Source organism: Nocardioides nanhaiensis (assembly GCF_039542785.1).
GTDB lineage: Bacteria > Actinomycetota > Actinomycetes > Propionibacteriales > Nocardioidaceae > Nocardioides > Nocardioides nanhaiensis.
This window is the reverse complement of record NZ_BAABIM010000004.1, coordinates 542,594-561,448: the sequence shown is the minus strand read 5'-3', so window position 1 is coordinate 561,448 and position 18,855 is coordinate 542,594. Positions and strand designations below refer to the sequence as shown.

The 18,855-nt window shown below is 73.8% G+C and carries 13 protein-coding genes; 10 read left to right on the top strand and 3 right to left on the bottom strand.

Annotation, left to right across the window (positions count from 1 at the left end; translation table 11 throughout):
- The first annotated feature begins 46 nt into the window (after nucleotides 1–46).
- Genes ABD948_RS19620 through ABD948_RS19600 form a run of 5 tightly spaced genes read left to right on the top strand, consistent with a single transcriptional unit; the run spans nucleotide 47 to nucleotide 9,302 of the window.
- Nucleotides 47–4,960, top strand: a complete 4,914-nt coding sequence (locus tag ABD948_RS19620) for an NAD-glutamate dehydrogenase (protein ID WP_345270282.1) — start codon at nucleotides 47–49, stop codon at nucleotides 4,958–4,960.
- A 45-nt stretch (nucleotides 4,961–5,005) separates the two neighbouring features.
- The gene (locus tag ABD948_RS19615) at nucleotides 5,006–6,331 is read left to right on the top strand and encodes an amidase (RefSeq protein ID WP_345270277.1); all 1,326 of its coding nucleotides are present in this window, start codon (nucleotides 5,006–5,008) and stop codon (nucleotides 6,329–6,331) included.
- Between the two features lie 21 nt (nucleotides 6,332–6,352).
- Complete coding sequence (locus tag ABD948_RS19610; RefSeq protein ID WP_345270270.1) at nucleotides 6,353–7,252, top strand: ABC transporter ATP-binding protein; 900 nt, start codon at nucleotides 6,353–6,355, stop codon at nucleotides 7,250–7,252.
- The gene (locus ABD948_RS19605) at nucleotides 7,249–8,328 is read left to right on the top strand and encodes an ABC transporter permease (protein WP_345270261.1); all 1,080 of its coding nucleotides are present in this window, start codon (nucleotides 7,249–7,251) and stop codon (nucleotides 8,326–8,328) included. Before ABD948_RS19610 ends, ABD948_RS19605 begins: the two co-directional genes overlap by 4 nt.
- Entirely contained in the window at nucleotides 8,325–9,302 is a 978-nt protein-coding gene (locus tag ABD948_RS19600; RefSeq protein WP_345270245.1) for an SDR family NAD(P)-dependent oxidoreductase, read from the top strand. The genes ABD948_RS19605 and ABD948_RS19600 overlap by 4 nt, the downstream gene beginning before the upstream one ends.
- On the opposite strand, the gene ABD948_RS19595 is transcribed toward ABD948_RS19600, so the two are convergent.
- Together ABD948_RS19595 and ABD948_RS19590 are read right to left on the bottom strand one after the other, a co-directional pair.
- Nucleotides 9,231–10,001 (bottom strand): sulfite exporter TauE/SafE family protein, encoded by a 771-nt coding sequence (locus ABD948_RS19595; RefSeq protein WP_345270235.1) that lies wholly within the window; start codon nucleotides 9,999–10,001, stop codon nucleotides 9,231–9,233. The genes ABD948_RS19600 and ABD948_RS19595 overlap by 72 nt on opposite strands.
- On the bottom strand, nucleotides 9,998–10,726 hold the full coding sequence (locus tag ABD948_RS19590) for a FadR/GntR family transcriptional regulator (protein WP_345270231.1): 729 nt from the start codon (nucleotides 10,724–10,726) through the stop codon (nucleotides 9,998–10,000). Before ABD948_RS19590 ends, ABD948_RS19595 begins: the two co-directional genes overlap by 4 nt.
- A gap of 116 nt (nucleotides 10,727–10,842) precedes the next feature.
- Here ABD948_RS19590 and ABD948_RS19585 point away from each other — a divergent pair, with 116 nt between their 5' ends.
- The 5 genes from ABD948_RS19585 (at nucleotide 10,843) to ABD948_RS19565 (ending at nucleotide 17,860) form a co-directional block, all read left to right on the top strand.
- The gene (locus tag ABD948_RS19585) at nucleotides 10,843–12,183 is read left to right on the top strand and encodes an SLC13 family permease (protein ID WP_345270222.1); all 1,341 of its coding nucleotides are present in this window, start codon (nucleotides 10,843–10,845) and stop codon (nucleotides 12,181–12,183) included.
- 5 nt (nucleotides 12,184–12,188) lie between these two features.
- On the top strand, nucleotides 12,189–13,406 hold the full coding sequence (locus ABD948_RS19580) for a CaiB/BaiF CoA transferase family protein (protein WP_345270216.1): 1,218 nt from the start codon (nucleotides 12,189–12,191) through the stop codon (nucleotides 13,404–13,406).
- On the top strand, nucleotides 13,403–14,881 hold the full coding sequence (locus tag ABD948_RS19575) for a carboxyl transferase domain-containing protein (protein WP_345270205.1): 1,479 nt from the start codon (nucleotides 13,403–13,405) through the stop codon (nucleotides 14,879–14,881). Before ABD948_RS19580 ends, ABD948_RS19575 begins: the two co-directional genes overlap by 4 nt.
- A 139-nt stretch (nucleotides 14,882–15,020) precedes the next feature.
- On the top strand, nucleotides 15,021–17,240 hold the full coding sequence (locus ABD948_RS19570; protein ID WP_345270196.1) for a sensor histidine kinase: 2,220 nt from the start codon (nucleotides 15,021–15,023) through the stop codon (nucleotides 17,238–17,240).
- On the top strand, nucleotides 17,237–17,860 hold the full coding sequence (locus ABD948_RS19565; protein ID WP_345270189.1) for a LuxR C-terminal-related transcriptional regulator: 624 nt from the start codon (nucleotides 17,237–17,239) through the stop codon (nucleotides 17,858–17,860). Before ABD948_RS19570 ends, ABD948_RS19565 begins: the two co-directional genes overlap by 4 nt.
- A 34-nt stretch (nucleotides 17,861–17,894) precedes the next feature.
- On the opposite strand, the gene ku is transcribed toward ABD948_RS19565, so the two are convergent.
- Nucleotides 17,895–18,848: a non-homologous end joining protein Ku gene (gene ku, locus ABD948_RS19560; RefSeq protein WP_345270173.1), complete on the bottom strand. Its 954-nt coding sequence runs from the start codon at nucleotides 18,846–18,848 to the stop codon at nucleotides 17,895–17,897.
- Nucleotides 18,849–18,855 lie beyond the last annotated feature (7 nt).

Here is an 18,855-nt window from a genome sequence, read left to right as displayed (position 1 = left end):
CAGGTTGTGGGTGCTGCCGGGGGAGACCTAGTGTCGGCGTGTGTCAATGACGACGCAGGATCAGGACCTGGACGAGCTCATCACCCGCGCGGCCGAGGCGGCGCGGCACGGGACCGGCAGCGGCGGGCCGCCGCACGCCGAGGTCGAGGACCTCCTGCGGGCCTACTACCGTCACGTCGCCCCCGAGGACCTGGCCGAGCGCTCGGAGGAGGACGTGTGGGGCGCGCTCGCCTCGCACCACCGCCTCGCGGCCCACCGGCCCCAGGGCACCGCGAACGTGCGGGTGCTGACGCCCACCCTGGGCGAGCACGGCTGGTCGGCGGGCGGTCACACGGTGGTCGAGGTCGTCGTCGACGACATGCCGTTCCTGGTGGACTCGCTGACCATGGAGCTCGCGCGCCAGAAGCGTGACGTGCACCTGGTGGTGCACCCCCAGCTCGACGTCCGCCGCTCGATCACCGGGGAGATGGAGCAGGTGCTGCCTGTGGCCGACGGCGCCAGCGCCCCGGCCGGCGACGCCGTGCGCGAGTCCTGGATGCACGTCGAGATCGACCGCCTGCACGACGACGACGACCCCGAGGCCGTCGTCGAGGACCTGCAGCGGGTGCTGCGCGACGTCCGCGAGTCGGTCGAGGACTGGGACAAGATGCAGGAGCGCGTGCGCGGCATCGTCGCCGAGCTGCGCTCCGACCCGCCACCCCTGGAGCCCGAGGAGGTGCGGCAGGCGGCCGAGCTGCTGGACTGGCTGGCCGACGAGCACTTCACGTTCCTGGGCTACCGCGAGTACCGCCTCGCGCAGATCGACGGCGAGGACCACCTGCGCGGCGTGCCCGGCACCGGCCTCGGCATCCTGCGCGCCGACCAGGAGATGACCGAGGACTTCGGGCGGCTGCCCGAACCGGTGCGGGCCAAGGCGCGCGAGCGCACGCTGCTGGTGCTCGCCAAGGCCAACTCCCGCGCCACGGTGCACCGCCCCGCCTACCTCGACTACGTGGGCGTCAAGACCTTCGGTCCCGACGGCGAGGTGACCGGGGAGCGGCGCTTCCTGGGGCTCTTCTCGAGCGCCGCCTACACCGAGTCGCTGCTGCGCATCCCGCTGGTGCGCGAGAAGACCGCGGCGGTGCTGGCGCGCAGCGGCTTCGACCTGCGCAGCCACGCCGGCAAGTCCCTGATGGACACCCTGGAGACCTACCCGCGCGACGAGCTGTTCCACACCCCGGTGGAGGAGCTGGCGCCGATGGCGGCGGCGGCCATGCAGGCGCGCGAGCGGCGCGCGGTCAAGATGTTCATCCGGCGCGACACCTACGGCCGCTACCTCTCGGTGCTGGTCTACCTGCCCCGCGACCGCTACAACACCAGCGTGCGGGAGCGCTTCTCGCGCATCCTCACCGAACGGCTCGACGCCGACTCGGTCGAGTTCACCGTGCGCATCAACGAGTCGACCACGGCGCGCGTGCACTTCGTGGTGCGGATGCGCAAGGGGGAGTCGCTCCCCGAGGTCGACACCGCCGACCTCGAGCGCCGGCTGACCGAGGCCTCCCGCACGTGGCGCGACGACTTCACGGCCGCCGTGGTCGCCCAGTACGGGGAGCAGACCGGTGCGGTCCTCGGGCGTCGGTACGCCGAGTCGTTCCCCGAGGGGTACAAGGAGGACTTCTCCGGCCGCACTGCCTCGGTCGACCTGGGTCGTCTCGAGGCGATCGAGGGTGACGACGGGATCGACCACTCGCTGTACCAGCCGCTCGACGCCGCCGAGGGCGAGGCGCGCCTGAAGGTCTACCGGGTGGGAGCACCGCTCTCGCTCTCGGAGATCCTGCCGATGCTCACCTCCATGGGCGTCGAGGTGGTCGACGAGCGCCCGTACACGCTCACCGGCCTGCCCCGGCCCTCGCACGTGTACGAGTTCGGCCTGCGCTACGGCGGCGCCCTGCGCGAGGATGCGCGCGAGCTCTTCCAGCAGGCGTTGCGCGCGGTGTGGGACGGCTACACCGAGATCGACGGCTTCAACTCCCTGGTGCTCACCGCCGGGCTCACCTGGCGCCAGGCGACCCTGCTGCGCGCCTACGCCAAGTACATGCGCCAGGGCGGGTCGCCGTTCGCGCTGGACTACATCGAGGACGCGCTGCGCGGCAACGTCGACATCACCGGCCTGCTCGTGCGGCTCTTCGAGACCCGCTTCGACCCGGCTGCGTCCGGTGACGACGAGCAGGGCACCGCCCGGCGGGCCGAGGCGCAGGCCGAGGTCGAGCGGCGCATCACCGCCGCGCTCGACGACGTCGCCAGCCTCGACCACGACCGGATCCTGCGCTCCTACCTGACCCACGTGCTGGCCACCCTGCGCACCAACTACTTCCAGCCCGCCCCGGACGAGGAGGGCGGCGGGCCGCGCCGCTACGTCGCGCTCAAGCTCGAGCCCTCGGCGATCCCCGACCTGCCCGAGCCCCGGCCGCGCTTCGAGATCTTCGTCTACAGCCCGCGCGTGGAGGGTGTGCACCTGCGCTTCGGCTCCGTGGCCCGCGGCGGCCTGCGGTGGAGCGACCGGCGCGACGACTTCCGCACCGAGGTGCTGGGGCTGGTCAAGGCCCAGATGGTCAAGAACACCGTGATCGTCCCGGTCGGTGCCAAGGGCGGCTTCTTCGCCAAGGACCTGCCCGACCCGACGGTCGACCGCGACGCCTGGCTGGCCGAGGGTGTGGCCTGCTACCGCACCTTCATCTCGGGACTGCTCGACGTGACCGACAACCTCGTCGAGGGCCGGACGGTGCCGCCGCGCGACGTCGTCCGCCACGACGGTGACGACTCCTACCTCGTGGTGGCGGCCGACAAGGGCACCGCCACGTTCAGCGACATCGCCAACGGGGTGGCGGCCGACTACGGGTTCTGGCTGGGCGACGCGTTCGCCTCGGGCGGCTCGGTGGGCTACGACCACAAGGCGATGGGCATCACCGCCCGCGGAGCATGGGTCTCGGTGCAGCGGCACTTCCGCGAGATGGGCGTGGACTGTCAGCGTGAGGACCACACGTGCGTCGGCATCGGCGACATGTCCGGCGACGTCTTCGGCAACGGGCTGCTGTGCTCGGAGCACACGCGGCTGGTGGCCGCCTTCGACCACCGCGACATCTTCCTGGACCCCGACCCCGACACGGCGGTCGCCGTCGCCGAGCGGCGACGGCTCTTCGAGCTGCCGCGCTCGAGCTGGCAGGACTACGACCGCGCGCTCATCTCCGAGGGCGGCGGGGTGCACCCGCGCTCGGCGAAGTCGATCCCGATCACCCCGCAGGTGCGCGAGGCGCTCGGCATCGAGGACGGGCCCGACGGGCCCGTGCAGCGGATGACGCCGGCCGAGCTGATGCGCGCGATCCTGTGCGCCCCCGTGGACCTGCTCTGGAACGGCGGCATCGGCACCTACGTGAAGTCGGCGGCGGAGACGCACGCCGAGGTGGGGGACAAGGCCAACGACGCGATCCGCGTGGACGGGCGCCAGCTGCGCGCGCGCTGCGTGGGCGAGGGCGGCAACCTCGGACTCACCCAGCTGGGTCGCATCGAGTACACCCAGCGCGGCGGGCCGCTCACCTCCTCGGGTCGTGCCGGGGGCCGGATCAACACCGACTTCATCGACAACTCCGCCGGCGTCGACACCTCCGACCACGAGGTCAACATCAAGATCCTGCTGGACCGGGTGGTCGCGGCCGGCGACCTCACCGGCAAGCAGCGCAACCAGCTGCTGGCCGAGATGACCGACGAGGTGGCCGAGCTGGTGCTGGCCGACAACTACGAGCAGAACCTCGCGCTCGCCAACGCCGGGCAGAACCGGCGCACGCTGCTGCACGTGCACGAGACCTGGATGAAGAAGCTGGAGGCCGACGGCGTGCTCAACCGCGCGCTGGAGGGGCTCCCCACCTCGCGGGAGGTGCGCCGTCGCCTCGACCGGGGCGAGGCGCTGACGCCGCCCGAGGCCGCGACGCTGATGTCGTTCACCAAGATCGTGCTGGCCGAGGAGCTGCTGGCCTCCGACCTGCCCGACGATCCCTACCTGGACCGCGACCTGCGCGAGTACTTCCCCCGACAGATCCGCGAGGGCTTCGCCCAGCAGGCCGAGGATCATCCGCTGCGGCGCGAGATCATCGTGACCCAGGTGGTCAACGACCTGGTCAACGGCGCCGGCATGACCTACTGGCCGCGGCTGGCGGCCGAGACCGGGGCGTCTGCGGCCGAGCTGACCCGCGCCAACTTCGTGGCACGCGAGATCTTCGGCTCGCTCCCGCTGCGTCGCCGTCTGGCCGAGCTCGACAACCGGCTCGACGCCGCGGTGCAGACGCGCATGCGGGTGGAGATGCGGACACTGGTGGAGCGCGGATCGCGCTGGCTGGTGACCAACCGGCGTCCTCCGCTCGACAGCGCCGGGACGGTGGAGTTCTTCGCCGAGCCGGTGCAGGCGGCGATGGGACGCCTGCCCGAGCTGATGGTCGGCCGCGAGCTGGCCGCGTTCGAGGAGCGCCGCGACCGGCTGGTGCGCGACGGCGTCGCCGAGGAGCTCGCCGTCGAGGTGGGGGTGCTGCCGCCGGCCTACATGCTGCTCAACGTCGTCGAGATCGCCGCGGCCCAGCAGCTGGAGGTCGACGCGGTGGCCCGGGTGCACTTCGCCCTCGGGGAGCGGCTCGGGCTGCCGACCCTGGTGCAGCGCATCCTGGCGCTGCCTCGCGACGACCAGTGGCAGACCATGGCGCGCGCCTCGATGCGCGATGACCTGCACAGCGTGCACGCCGACCTCACCACGCAGGTGCTGCGCACCACCGACGCCGACCAGCCGGCCCCGGCGCGCATCGCGCTGTGGGAGGAGGCCGACAGCGACCTGGTGGGTCGCGCCGCCGACACGCTGCACCAGATCTGTGCCGACGAGAGCGCCGATCTGGCCCGGGTGTCGGTGGGGCTGCGGGTGGTGCGCGGGCTGCTCTCCTGAGGGCGGGCGCGTACCCGAGGCCGCGCGCGACACTAGGCTCCAGGGATGGAGACGGCGACCCAGCAGGTGGAGCGGGCGCTCGCGCGCCTCGCGCAGCACGACCCGGGGCTGAACGCCTTCTCGGTGGTGCTGGCCGAGCGGGCGCGGGCCGAGGCCGCAGCGCTGGACGCGCTGCCGGAGGCCGAGCGCGGACCGCTCCACGGGGTGCCGATGGCGATCAAGGAGGAGCTCGACGTCGCCGGCTGCGTGACGACGTTCGGCGGCGAGGCCAACACCACGCCGGCCGCCGCCGACGCCGAGGTGGTGCGCCGGCTGCGCGCCGCCGGAGCCGTGGTCGTGGGCAAGACGACGATGCCGGAGTTCGGCGCCTTCCCCTACACCGAGTCCGCCTCGCGCGGGCTGACCCGCAACCCCTGGGACCGCACCCGGTCGCCGGGCGGCTCCAGCGGGGGAACCGCGGCGGCGGTGGCCGCCGGCGTCGTGCCGGTGGCCATGGGCGGCGACGGCGGCGGCTCGATCCGCATCCCGGCCGCGTTCTGCGGGCTGTTCGGGCTCAAGCCGCAGCGGGGCCGCGTGACCACCGCGCCGCACGAGCACCTGTGGTGGGCGCTGGGCACGGTGGGTCCGCTCAGCCGCACGGTGCTCGACAGCGCGCGGGTCTACGACGTCATCCGCGGCTCGCTGCCGGTGGACCGCTGGCACGCCGGGCCCACCGGCTCGTTCGCCGACGCAGCCGGCCTCGACCCGGGGCGGCTGCGCATCGGCTGGTCGGCGCGGCCCGTCGCGAAGGGCGTGCGCCCCGACCCGCTGCACGTGCAGGTGCTGCACGAGACCGCGCGGGCGCTGGCGCACCTGGGCCACGACGTGCGCGAGGTCGACCCCCGCTACCCCGACCCCACCGCAGCGTTCGTGCCCCAGTTCTTCGCCGGCATCCGCACCGAGGCGCAGGCCGTGGAGCACTACGAGCGGCTCGAGCGCCGCACCCGCGAGACCTACCGGCTCGGCTCCTGGGTGACCCCGCGCGTCGTCGAGGCCGCCATCCGGGCCGGCGAGCAGGTCGAGCGCAAGGCCAACCGGGTGTTCGACGACGTCGACGTGCTGATGACGCCGGCCACGGCGCACCGTCCGCCGCGGGTGGGTGTGCTCGACGGGCGCGGCACCGTGGCCGCCTCGCTGCGCTCGCTGCCGGCCATCGCCTACGCGGCGCTGTGGAACGTGGCCGGCAACCCGGCCGCCTCGGTGCCGTGCGGTGTCGCCGAGGACGGTCTGCCCACCGCGGTGCAGCTGGTGGGGCGGCCCGATGCCGAGACGACGCTGGTCTCGCTGGCCGCCCAGCTCGAGCGGGTGCGCCCCTTCCCCGTGCTCGCCTAGAGCGGGACTAGGGTCGACCGCATGCCCGCGATCGAGGTGCGCGACCTCGCCAAGACCTACGGCTCCCTGCAGGCCGTCGACGGCGTGAGCCTCGAGGTGGCCGAGGGTGAGTTCGTGGGCGTGCTGGGCCCCAACGGCGCCGGCAAGACCACCCTGCTGGAGATGATCGAGGGGCTGCGCCGCCCCGACGCCGGCTCGGTGCAGGTGCTGGGCGAGCCGGTCTGGCCGCGCAACGCCCGCCTGCTTCCCCGCATCGGGGTGCAGCTGCAAGCCTCCTCGTTCTTCGAGCGGCTCACCGCCCGCGAGCAGCTGGCCACCTTCGCCTCCCTCTACCGGGTGCCCGCGGCGCGGGTGGGGGAGTGGCTCGAGCGCGTCGGCCTGGTCGAGAAGGCCGACACCCGCGTCGAGGACCTCTCCGGCGGCCAGGCCCAGCGGCTCTCCATCGCCTGCGCGCTGGTGCACGACCCCGAGGTGGTCTTCCTCGACGAGCCCACCGCCGCCCTCGACCCGCAGGCGCGGCGCAACCTGTGGGACCTGCTCTCCGGCCTCAACGACTCCGGCCGCACGGTCGTGCTCACCACGCACTACATGGACGAGGCCGAGGTGCTCTGCGACCGCGTCGCCATCATGGACGCCGGTCGCCTGCTGCAGGTGGGGACGCCGGCCGCCCTGGTGCGCGGGCTCGACGCCCCCGCGCGCATCACCGTGGCCCCCGGCGTGCTGACGCCGCAGGACGCCGCGGCCCTGCCGGGAGTCGAGCGCGTCGAGGTCGAGCACGACGGCGTCGTGCTCACCACGCGCCAGCCGGGCGCCGTCATCGGTCACCTGGCCGAGCGCGATCGCCTCGACGGCGTGCGCGTGCAGACCGGCACCCTCGAGGACGTCTTCCTCGAGCTCACGGGGCGGGAGTACCGGGCATGACCCGCTCCCCGTTCCTGGCGATGGCCGTGGCGATCGCCCGTGGCTTCTGGCGCGACAAGGCCTCGGTGTTCTTCGCGCTGGTCTTCCCCCTGATGTTCCTGGTGCTCTTCGGTGGCCTGCTGGGCAGCCAGGGGCAGTCGCAGGTCGAGATGGTGCAGGTCGGCGAGGTGTCGCTGATCGACGACCTGCCCGAGGACGCCCGGGCCGCGTTCGAGGACACCTTCGAGGTCACCCGTGACGACGACCTGGCCGACGCGATCGCGCAGGTGCGCCGCGGCGACGCCGACGTCGCCGTCGAGATGAGCGGCGAGACGCTGGTGGCGCACTACACCCAGACCGACCAGGTCAAGGCCGGCATCACCCAGAGCGCGCTGGCCTCCTTCGTGCAGGGCGCCAACGTGAGCCGGCTGGCGGCAGCGGCCGGTGAGCCGCCGCCCTTCGCGCTCGCGACCGAGCGGGTCGAGGACGACTCGCTCGACACCATCCAGTTCGTGACGCCGGGCCTGCTGGGCTGGGCGGTCGCGATGAGCGCCGCCTTCGGGGCGGCGGCCACGCTGCAGGGCTGGCGCCAGTCCAAGCTGCTGCGGCGCCTGCAGCTGGCCCCCGTCAGCACCCGCACGGTCGTCGGTGCGCGGATCCTGGTCGCGATGGCGATCGCCTTCGTGCAGCTGGCCGTGTTCGTCGGCCTCGCGGCCGGGGCCTTCGGCCTGCAGCTCAACGGTGCCTGGTGGATGGCCGTGCCACTCGTGGTGGTGGGCACGCTGTGCTTCATGTCGATCGGCCTGTTCGCCGGGGCGGTCGCGACCACCGTCGAGGGGGCGGTCAACACCGCCAACTTCATCGTGCTGCCGATGGCGTTCCTGTCCGGCTCGTTCTTCCCGCTGGACGCCGCCCCGGCCTGGCTGCGCACCCTCTCGGAGGTGCTGCCGCTCAAGCACCTCAACGAGGGCATGCTCGACGTCATGGTGCGGGGCGAGGGCCCGGCCGCCGCCCTGCCGGCGCTGGGGATCCTGGCCGGCTTCGCCGTCGTCGTCACCCTGGTGGCGGCGCGCCTGTTCCGCTGGGAGTCCACGTGAGCCAGATCAGCCTCCTGCTCCAGACACCTCTCGCGCATGCCCGCCGGGCGGCCGGCCTGGCGGCGCGCGTGGTCGGGCACCCGCTCCCGAGCCCCGTGGCCGGGCGCACCGTGCTGGTCACCGGCGCCTCCTCCGGCATCGGCGAGGCGACGGCGGTGGCGGCCGCCGCGTCCGGGGCGCGGGTCCTGCTCGTCGCCCGGCGTGCCGAGGACCTCGAGCGCGTGCGGGGCCTCATCGCAGCGAGCGGGGGCTCCGCCCACGCCTATCCCTGCGACCTCACCGACCTCGAGGCGGTCGACGCGCTCGTGGTGCAGGTGCTCGCCGAGCACGGCGTCGTCGACCACCTGGTCAACAACGCCGGTCGCTCGATCCGTCGCTCGCTCGACCTCTCCTACGACCGGTTCCACGACGTCGAGCGCACGATGGCGATCAACTACTTCGCGCCCGTGCGGTTGACCCTGGGCCTGCTGCCGGCGATGCGCGCCCAGGGCTCCGGTCACGTGGTCAACGTGGTCAGCTGGGGCGTGCAGCTCAAGGCGCCCAAGTTCAGCGCGTACCTGGCCTCCAAGTCCGCGCTGGACACGTGGTCGCGGATCGCGGCCCGGGAGACCTGGAGCGACGGCGTGACCTTCACGAACATGCGCTTCGGGCTGGTGCGCACCGCGATGGTCGTGCCCACCGGGTCGGTCGAGGACCGCACCGGCATGAGTGCCGAGCAGGCCGGGCGCCACGTGCTGCGGGCACTGGAGGACCGGCCCGTCTCCTGGGGGCCGCTGGTCGGTTACGCGGGCGAGGCCCTGGGGCTGCTCGCACCGCGGCTGAGCGACGCCGTGATGGCGCGCTTCCACGAGGCCGTGCCCGACTCCGCCGCCGCCCGGGGCCAGGCCGCGCTGCCGGGTGGCTCACTGGACCAGGATGACGAACGCGACCAGGCCGGCGACGACGATCAGCGCGCGCAGCAGCGTGGCAGGTAGTCGCCGCCCCACCAGCGCACCCAGGTAGCCGCCCGCCACGGACCCCAGCGCCAGCAGGGCGATGGCGCGCCAGTCGAGGTCGGCGACCAGCACGAAGATCAGGGTGGCCACCAGGTTGGCCGCCATCACGGCCAGCGTCTTGAGCGCGTTGACGATGCGGAACTCGATGTCGAGGCCCAGGCCCAGCACCGCCGCCATCATCACGCCGGAGCCGGCACCGAAGTAGCCGCCGTAGAGGCCGGTCAGGGTGGCGAAGAACGTGGTGACCGGCGACATGGTGGTGCGCTCGACGGGCTCGAGGCCGCGGGCGGCGTGCCGCGCGCGGAGCCGCGCGGTGATCCGCGGCTGAGCGCCCACGAGCAGGCACGTGCCCAGCACGAGCCACGGCACGACCGCCTCGAAGACACCCGGGGGCAGGGCCAGCAGCAGCACCGCCCCGGCCACCGAGCCCACGGCGCACGTCAGGAGAACGAGAGCAGTGATCCGCGGGTGCTCGCGCAGCTCGCGGCGGTAGCCGAAGGAGCCGCTGAGCGCACCCGGCAGCATGCCGACGGTGTTCGACGCGTTGGCCACGACCGGCGGCAGCCCCACCGCGAGGAGCACGGGGAAGCTGAGCAGCGAGGCGACGCCCACGGTGGAGGTGAGCACCCCGGCGCCGAGGCCGGCGGCCAGGACCGCCAGCTGCTCGAGCGGGCTCACTCCCGGGGCTCGCCGGACTCGCCGGGCTCGCGCAGCAGGGCGACGTCGCTGACCATCGTCACGTGCTCGTGCATCGCGGTGGCGGCCGCGGCGGGATCGCCGGCACGGATGGCCTCGGCGACGGCGCGGTGGCCGGCCAGGGAGTTGCGGGGCCGGTCGGGCTGCCCGAGCGACTCGATGCGGGTCTCGCGGATCAGGTCGCCGATCTCGTCCATCAGCCGGGCCAGCAGCAGCGAGTGGGCGGCGGCGGTGACGGCGCCGTGGAACCGCTCGTCGCCCTCGACCCCGCGGCCGCCGGCGTCGATGTCGGCCTCCATGGCGGCCAGGGCGTCGTCGATGCGGGCGAGGTCGTCGTCGGTGCGCCGCTGGGCGGCCAGGGCGGCGATCTTGGTCTCGAGGGCGTCACGGGTCTCGATGATCTCGGGCAGCCGGTCGGCGTGGGCGCGGATGGCGTCGACGATGCGGGCGTGCCGGGCGGGCGCGGGGTCGCCGGAGATGACGGTCCCGTCGCCGTGGCGCACCGAGACGACGCCGATCACCTCCAGCGCCACCAGCGCCTGGCTGAGCGTGGCCCGCGAGACGCCCAGCCGCGTGGCGAGCTCGCGCTCGGGGGGCAGGCGGTCGCCCGTGGTGAGGCCGTTGTCGGCGATCCACTGGGTGATCTGCTCGGCCACCTGCTCGTAGAGCCGGGTGCGCATCAGCCGCTGGGGGAAGGAGCCGCTCATGCGCGCATCCTATTGACAACCGGCTCACTGACCTATTGGCTAGGCCACTGATCCAGCAGTGAGCCCCGTCACGTCCGGCGCGGGCCTCGGCGGGTGCGAGGAGCAAGGAGTTCGAGATGGGTCCGGAATGGGTGGCGATCATCGCCCTGGTGGCGTTGTTCGTGATCGGCACGCTGCTGCCGATCAACATGGGAGCACTGGCCTACGTGGCCGCCTGGCTCGTGGGGATGTACTCCCTCGGCCTGGACGAGAAGGAGATCCTGGCGGGGGTCAGCGGTGACCTGATCCTCACGCTGATCGGTGTCACCTACCTGTTCGCGATCGCGCGCAACAACGGCACGGTCGACCTGATCGTCCGCGGAGCGGTGAGAGCCGTGGGTGGGCGCGTCGCGCTGATCCCGTGGGTGATGTTCCTCGTCACCGCGCTGCTCACCGCCATCGGCGCCGCCAGCCCCGCCGCCTGCGCCATCATCGGGCCGATCGCCCTCGGCTTCGCCGGCCGCTACAAGATCAACCCGCTGATGATGGGCATGTTCGTGGTGCACGGCGCCCAGGGCGGCGGGTTCAGCCCGATCAGCATCTACGGCACCATCACCAACTCGGTGATGGAGGAGGCCGGCCTCCCGGTCAACGAGGTGCTGCTGTTCCTCGCCAGCTTCGTGGTCAACCTGATCATGGCCGTGATCCTCTTCATCGCCCTCGGCGGACGCGAGCTGATGAGCCGGCGCATCGACGCCGGCGAGGGCACCGACCCCGGCTCCATCGGCAACTCCATCGACGACGACCTGCACCGCGGTGGCGCCACCGTGCCGGCACGCGGCTACGGCACCAGCGCACCCACCGGCACCGCCGCGGCCGGCGTCAAGCGCGACCAGGTGCTCACGCTCGTCGCCTTCGTCGCCGTCGCCGTGATCGCGCTGGCCTTCGACAAGAACATCGGCTTCGTCGCCATCACCGCCGCGGTCTCGCTGGCCATCCTCAACGCCCAGGAGCACAAGGACGCCGTCAAGCAGATCGCGTGGCCGACCGTGCTGCTCGTGGCCGGTGTGAGCACCTACGCCAGCGTCCTCACCGCCGCGGGCAGCCCCGAGTTCGTCGGCACCTGGGCCGCGGGCCTCGGCGCGATCGCCATCGGCGCGCTGATCCTGTGCTACGTGGGCGGCGTGGTCTCGGCCTTCGCCTCCTCCACCGCCCTGCTGCCGGTGATCGTGCCGATCGCCGTGCCGCTGATCGGGGAGGGCGGCGTCAACGCGGCCCTGTTCGTGGCGGCGCTGGCGATCAGCTCCACGATCGTCGACGTCAGCCCCTTCAGCACCAACGGCGCGCTGATGCTGGCCAACCGGCCCGACACGATCGAGGAGCGGGTCTTCTACAAGCAGATCCTCACCTACAGCGTCATCGTCGTGCTCGTCGGTCCGCTGCTGGTGTGGGCCGCCCTCGTGCTCCCGGGATGGTGACCTCCATGACCGACCATAACCTCTCCTCCGGACCCCTCGACGGCGTGCTCGTCGTCGACCTCAGCCGCGCGCTGGCCGGCCCCCACGCCACGATGATGCTCGGCGACCTGGGCGCGCGCGTCGTCAAGGTGGAGGCGCCGGGCGCCGGCGACGACACCCGCGGGTGGGGCCCGCCCTTCGTCGAGGGCAGCGACGGTGGGCGCCAGTCGACCTACTTCCTCTCCACCAACCGCAACAAGGAGTCGATCGCCCTCGACCTCAAGGACGACGCCCCCGGCGGCGACCGCGAGGTGCTGCTGGGCCTGGTGGACCGCGCCGACGTGCTGGTGGAGAACTTCCGCACCGGCGTGCTCGAGCGGCTCGGCCTCTCGATCGAGAGCCTGGTGGCGCGCAACCCGCGGCTGGTGGTGCTCTCGATCACCGGGTTCGGCCACGACGGTCCCGAGGGTGGCCGCGCCGGGTACGACCAGATCGCGCAGGGCGAGGCCGGCCTGATGTCGCTCACCGGCTCCGGCCCCGAGGACCCGCAGCGCGTCGGGGTGCCGATCGCCGACCTGCTCTCGGGCATGTACGGCGCCTACGGCGTCCTCGCCGCCCTGCACGAGCGGGCACGGACCGGTCGCGGACGGGTGGTGCGCACCTCGCTGCTGGCCGCCGTCGTGGGCGTGCACGCCTTCCAGGGCACCCGGTGGACCGTGGCCGGGGAGGTGGGCGTGGCGCAGGGCAACCACCACCCCTCCATCGCCCCCTACGGGCTGTTCCGCTGCCGCGACGGTGCGGTGCAGATCGCGCTGGGCAGCGAGGGCCTGTGGCGCCGCTTCTGCGCCGGCTTCGGCCTCGACCCCGACGCCGAGGGACTCGCCACCAACCCCGAGCGGGTCGCCGTCCGCGAGCGCGTCATCGAGGTGGTCGAGGCGGCGTTCGCCGACTGGGACGCCGAGCCGCTGCTGGCGCGCCTGGCCGAGGTGGGCGTGCCGGCCGGCAAGGTGCGCACGCTCGACGAGGTCTACGCCTGGGAGCAGACCCGCAGCCAGGGGCTGCTCACCGAGGTGGACCACCCGACGCTCGGGGCGGTCACCCTGCCGGGACCGCCCCTGCGCTTCTTCGACGGCGAGGGCGTCGAGGTCACCCGGAGCCGGCACGAGGCGCCGCCGCTGCTCGACGAGCACGGTCCGGCCCTGCGGGAGTGGCTGCGCGACCCCGGGACGGAGTCGCCGCAGTGAGCGAGCGACGGCGCTGGAGCGCGCCGGAGCTGCTGGACCTGGTGCTCGACCCGGGAAGCTTCGAGCCCTGGGACGAGCCGATCGACGTCTCCGACCTGCCCGAGGACTACCGGGCCGCCCTGGCGCGGGCGGCCGAGCGGGCGGGCACCGACGAGTCGGTGCTGACCGGGCGCGGCACGGTGCGCGGCCGACCCGTCGCCGTCGTGGTCAACGAGTTCGCCTTCCTGGCCGGCTCGATCGGCCGGGCCGCGGCCGGCCGGATCGTCGCCGCCGTCCGCAGGGCCACCCGGGAGGGGCTGCCGGTGCTGGCCTCGACGGCCTCCGGCGGCACCCGCATGCAGGAGGGCACCCCGGCCTTCGTGCGGATGGTCGAGATCTCGCGCGTCCTGATGGCGCACCGCGCCGCGGGCCTGCCCTACCTGGTGCACCTGCGCCACCCCACCACCGGCGGCGTCTACGCCTCGTGGGGGTCGCTGGGCCACATCACCGTGGCCGAGCCGGGTGCGCTGGTCGGGTTCCTGGGCCCCAAGGTCTACGAGGGCCTGCACGGCGAGCCCTTTCCCGAGGGCGTGCAGACGGCCGAGAACCTCGCCGCCAAGGGCGTCATCGACGCCGTCGTGCCGGCCGAGGAGCTGCCCGAGCTGGTGGACCGTGCCCTCGCGGTGCTGGTCGACGCCGCCGGTCGGGGTGAGCTGCCGCACCGGACACCGCTCGAGGCGGGTGCGCAGGCCGCCTCGCAGCAGGAGGTGTGGGACTCCATCGCGCAGACCCGCGAGCCGTCCCGCGCCGGCGTCCGGCACCTGCTGCGGCACGGCGGGGAGTCCACGGTGCGCCTGCGCGGCACCGACGAGGGCGAGCGCGACGAGACCGTCGTCGTGGCCCTGACCCGGCTCGACGGCCAGCCCTGCGTCGTCGTCGGGCAGGACCGGAGCCGGCAGGACGCGCAGCACCCGATGGGACCCGCCGCGCTGCGCGAGGCCCGCCGCGGCATGCGGCTGGCCGCCGAGCTGGGTCTGCCCCTGGTGACCGTCATCGACACGCCCGGCGCCGAGCTCTCCGCCCGCGCGGAGGAGGGGGCGATCGCCGGTGAGATCGCGCGTTGCATCGCCACCATGACCACCCTCGAGGTGCCGACCGTGGCGGTGCTGCTGGGCCAGGGCTGCGGCGGTGGCGCGCTGGCCCTGCTGCCGGCCGAGGTGGTGGTGGCCACCGAGCACGCCTGGCTCTCGCCGCTGCCGCCCGAGGGCGCGAGCATCATCGTGCACGGCGACACCGCCCACGCCGCGGAGCTGGCGCGGGCGCAGCGGGTGGGTGCGCGCAGCCTGCTGGAGGCCGGCGTGGTGCACCACCTGGTGCCCGAGGTGCCGGGGGAGTCGGCGCGCGACCTGGCGCGCGCCGTCGTCGCCGAGGTGTCCCTGGCGCTGCGGCGCTCCGCGCGCCGGGCGGCCCTGGAGGTCGGCGAGACGGTGGACTGAACCAGCGGGTTCGACACGGCGCAGGTGCATCGGAATCGCTGCGCGGATCTCTCGCGCGCGACTAGTGTCCTGCCGACCGGCCGGATCCTCGGCCGCGGCTGGAGGCGTCGAGACCGGGCGCCGGGTGATGGGGGTGCCCGTGCGCAGGGACGTGACCTGGACGCTGTCCATCGACACGGTCGCTGCCCGGCTGGGCGCCTTCATCCTGACCGCCCACGCGGCCGTGTCGGCGATCGCTGCCCTGCGGGTCACGCGGCCGGGGACGGCACTGCTCTCCTGCCTGGTGCTGCTCGCGGTGCAGCTGGGACTGGCGGCGCTGTGCCTGGCGCGCTCCTACCGCCCGCGAGGCCTGCTCCCGCGGGCCGTCGCGGCCGGGGGGCTCGGCCTCGTGGCCGCCTCGGTGGCGGCGGCCAGCCCGGAGCTGCCCACCTTCGCCGTGGTGCTGCTGCCCGCCAACGCCGCGCAGGCGGTGCAGGTGGTCGCGATCGTCTTCGTGCCCCGCCTGCGCACGGCCTGCCTCCTGGTGGCGGCCACGTGCCCGGCGGCGCTGGTGATCGGGGCGGTGACCACCGACCGCGCGCTGCCCGACATGCTGCAGGACTGGGTCCTTGCGGCGGGCACCACGTTCACCCTGCTGGTGCTGCGGCACCTGCTGCGCGGCAACGCCCTCGAGCTGGACGCCGCCGACCGCGAGGTCGCGGAGCTGGCGGCTGCCCGGGCCGCGCTCGAGGCCGCCGAGCTGGCGGCCGAGGAGTCGCGCCGGGTGCTCCACGACCGGGTGGTGAGCGCCCTGCGGTGCGTCGAGCTGGGGGTGCCCCCCGAGCAGCTGCGGTCCTCCGCGCGCTCGGCACTCACCCACCTGGCGCGCACCCCCGAGCTCGGCGACGAGCGAGCGGTGCTGCACGAGCTCGTCGAGCTGGCACCGGTGCGCGTGCGGGTTCATCGCGAGGACTGGGCGGCGCTGCCGCCCCCGCGGGTCGCGGCCGCCATCACCGCGGCCACCGGGGAGGCGCTGCGCAACGTGGCGCGGCACGCCGGCGTCGAGGAGGCGGAGCTGGTCATCAGCGGCGACGCCGGCCGCTGCGTCGTCGAAGTGCGCGACCGTGGGCGCGGCCTGCCCTACCCGCTCCCCGAGGGCTACGGGCTGCGCCGCTCGATCCGCGAGCGCATGCACCAGGTGGGTGGTCGCTCCGAGGTGCACCGCGGCGAGGGCGGTCGCGGCACGGTGGTGCGCCTGGAGTGGACGGCCCCCCGGACCGACGCGCCCCGCGGCGCCACGGCACCGTCCGCACGGGTGACCGGTCTGCTCGCCGGGCGCACCAGCGCCACGAACGCGGCCCTGGTGCTGCCCTCCGGCGTGGCCAACACCTACGTCGGGCTGCGCAACCTGGGCGACTCGCCCGCGGCCGGGGTCGCCATGGTCGTCGCGGTCGTCACGCTGCTGGGTGTGCTGGCCGTGAGCGTCGACGCGCGCCGTCCGCACCCCGCGCTGCTGGTGCTGCTGCTGGCCGCGGCCTGGGGCACCACCGTGGTCGGGCTGGCCGTCCAGCCCCCGGGCGCGCTGCTGGACCTGCGCTCGTGGGTGGTGGGGGCGGTCGGCATCGGGCTCGCCCTGGTCGCCTTCCACCGCGGATGGCGGTGGGCGCTGCTGGGCCTGACCGGCCAGGTGGTCGTGGTGCTGGTGGTCGCGGCCCGGGACCCCGCCGTGGCGCTGACGGCGCCGGTGGGCGCCCTGGTGACGCCGGTCTGGCAGGTGGCAGTCGCCACGCTGCCCGGCTACTGGCTGCGGCGTGCCGAGCGTCGGATCTCGACGACCGCGGCCGCGCTGCGGCGCCAGGAGGAGGACCGCGTGTGGCTGCGCGTCTCGGAGGAGGCGCGACACGCGCACCTGGCGCACCTGGAGTCCGACGTCGTGCCCTTCCTGGAGTCCCTGGCGCACGGCGAGGAGTGGCCGGGACGCACCCGGGCGGCGCGGCTGCTGGAGGCCCGGTGCCGCGACGACCTCAACCTGGCCGAGCCGATGCCCGGGCACGCGCGCCGCGCCGTGCGGGAGGCCCGGCACGCCGGGGTCGACGTCGACATCCGCACGGGCGCCGACCTCGTCGAGGTGCCGGCGGCGGCGTGGGACGCGCTCGTCGGCGTGCTGGCCGAGGTCCGGTCGGGCGCCCGCGTGACCCTGACCCCGCCGCGCACGCCGGGCGGCCCGGCGCGGGTGGCGGTGGTGCCCGCGGTGGCCGACCCCGGCCGGGCGGTGCCCGGTGTCACGGTGACCCAGGCGCCCGGACTCACCGTCCTGCGTGTGTCCACCGAAGAGCCGACTCGCCCCGGAGCGCGGGTGCGCGATGAGGTGTCCCGGTGATCCGTCTGGCCACCGTCGACAACCACGAGGTGGTGCGCGAGGGCGTGGCGGCGCGGATCTCGGCGGTGGCGCCCCAGATCGAGGTGGTGGCCTCCACCGGCACCGTCGAGGAGCTGCTGGCCCTCGACGCGGAGCCCACGGTGGTGCTGCTCGACCTCTGGCTCGAGGAGGGCGACTCGCTGGCGCACATCCCGGTGCTGACCGCCCGCACGCGGGTGCTGCTGTACACCACCGAGCAACGACCGGTGCCCCTGCGCGCCGCGGTCTCCCTGGGCGCGAGCGGACTCTCCCTCAAGAGCGATCCGCTCGACTCCGTGGTCGAGGGGGTCGGCTCGGTGGCGGCGGGGGAGTTCTTCTGCTCGGGCGCCCTGGCGCACGCCCTGCTCACCGACCAGCGGGCGGTGGCCGAGCTGTCGGACCGGCAGGTCGAGATCCTGCAGGCGCTCTCGGACGGGCTGGACTACCGCGGTGTCGCCGCGCTGCTGGACTGCAGCCAAGGGGCGGTCAAGACCCACCTGTCCCGGGTCCGCGACAAGTTCGAGGCGATCGGCCACCAGCCCGGCAACTCCCACCACCTGACCCGGCTCGCCACCGAGCAGGGCTACCTGCAGCGCAGCTGAGCCTCGTCAGCCGACCATCGTTCGCTGACTGTCGTCAGCTGGCCTTCTTGGCGGCGGCCTTCTTGGTCGTCTTCTTGGCCGTCGTCTTCTTGGCGGCGGTCTTCTTGGCCGGGGACTTCTTCGCCGCCGGCTTCTTCGCGGTGGTCTTCTTGCTCGCGCTCTTCCTCGCGGGCGCGGCGTCGTCGGCGTCGTCGGCGCCCGGGCTGCCGGACTCGCCCCGCGCCTGCTTGGCCGCGTCGACCGAGCGCTGCAGCGCGGCCAGCAGGTCGACCACCTCGCCGGAGGTCTTGGTGGAGGTGGGCGTCCGCTTGATCTCGCCGCCCTCGATCTTGGTGCGCACCAGCGCCTCGACCGCGCCGGCGTAGTCGTCCTCGAACTCCGCGGCGTCGAAGTCGCCGGCCAGCGTCTCGACCAGCATCGTGGCCATCTTCACCTCCGAGTCCTTGACCTCGCCGGTCTCCACCGAGAAGTCGGGGGTGCGGATCTCGTCGGGCCACATCATCGTCTGCATGACGATGACGTCGTCGCGCACCCGCAGCACCGCCACGGTGGTGCGCTGGCGCAGGGCCACGGTCACCACCGCCATCCGGTCGGCGTCCAGGAGCGCCTGGCGCAGCAGCGCGTAGGGCTTGGCGCCGGTCTTCTCCGGCTCGAGGTAGTAGCTCTTCTCGAACAGCATCGGGTCGATCTGGTCGGAGGGCACGAACTTCTCCACCGCGATCTCGCGCGAGGAGGTCGTGGGCAGCTCGGCGAGGTCGTCGTCGGTGAGGATCACCACCTCGCCGTCCTCGGTCTCGTACCCCTTGGCGATGTCGGAGTAGGGCACCTCCTCGCCGTCGATGGCGCAGATGCGCTGGTACTTGATGCGCCCGCCGTCGCTGACGTGCACCTGCCGGAACGAGACGTCGTGGCTCTCGGTGGCCGCGTAGAGCTTGACGGGCACGCTCACCAGACCGAAGGAGACGGCACCCTTCCAGATCGCACGCATGGGGGAG

Bases quoted from the DNA above. Each gene is read 5' to 3' on its own strand.
- ABD948_RS19585 (WP_345270222.1), top strand. From the start codon at position 10,843: ATGGGTCCGGAATGGGTGGCGATCATCGCCCTGGTGGCGTTGTTCGTG.
- ABD948_RS19620 (WP_345270282.1), top strand. From the start codon at position 47: ATGACGACGCAGGATCAGGACCTGGACGAGCTCATCACCCGCGCGGCC.
- ABD948_RS19610 (WP_345270270.1), top strand. From the start codon at position 6,353: ATGCCCGCGATCGAGGTGCGCGACCTCGCCAAGACCTACGGCTCCCTG.
- ABD948_RS19590 (WP_345270231.1), bottom strand. From the start codon at position 10,726: ATGAGCGGCTCCTTCCCCCAGCGGCTGATGCGCACCCGGCTCTACGAG.
- ABD948_RS19580 (WP_345270216.1), top strand. From the start codon at position 12,189: ATGACCGACCATAACCTCTCCTCCGGACCCCTCGACGGCGTGCTCGTC.
- ABD948_RS19605 (WP_345270261.1), top strand. From the start codon at position 7,249: ATGACCCGCTCCCCGTTCCTGGCGATGGCCGTGGCGATCGCCCGTGGC.
- ku (WP_345270173.1), bottom strand. From the start codon at position 18,848: ATGCGTGCGATCTGGAAGGGTGCCGTCTCCTTCGGTCTGGTGAGCGTG.
- ABD948_RS19615 (WP_345270277.1), top strand. From the start codon at position 5,006: ATGGAGACGGCGACCCAGCAGGTGGAGCGGGCGCTCGCGCGCCTCGCG.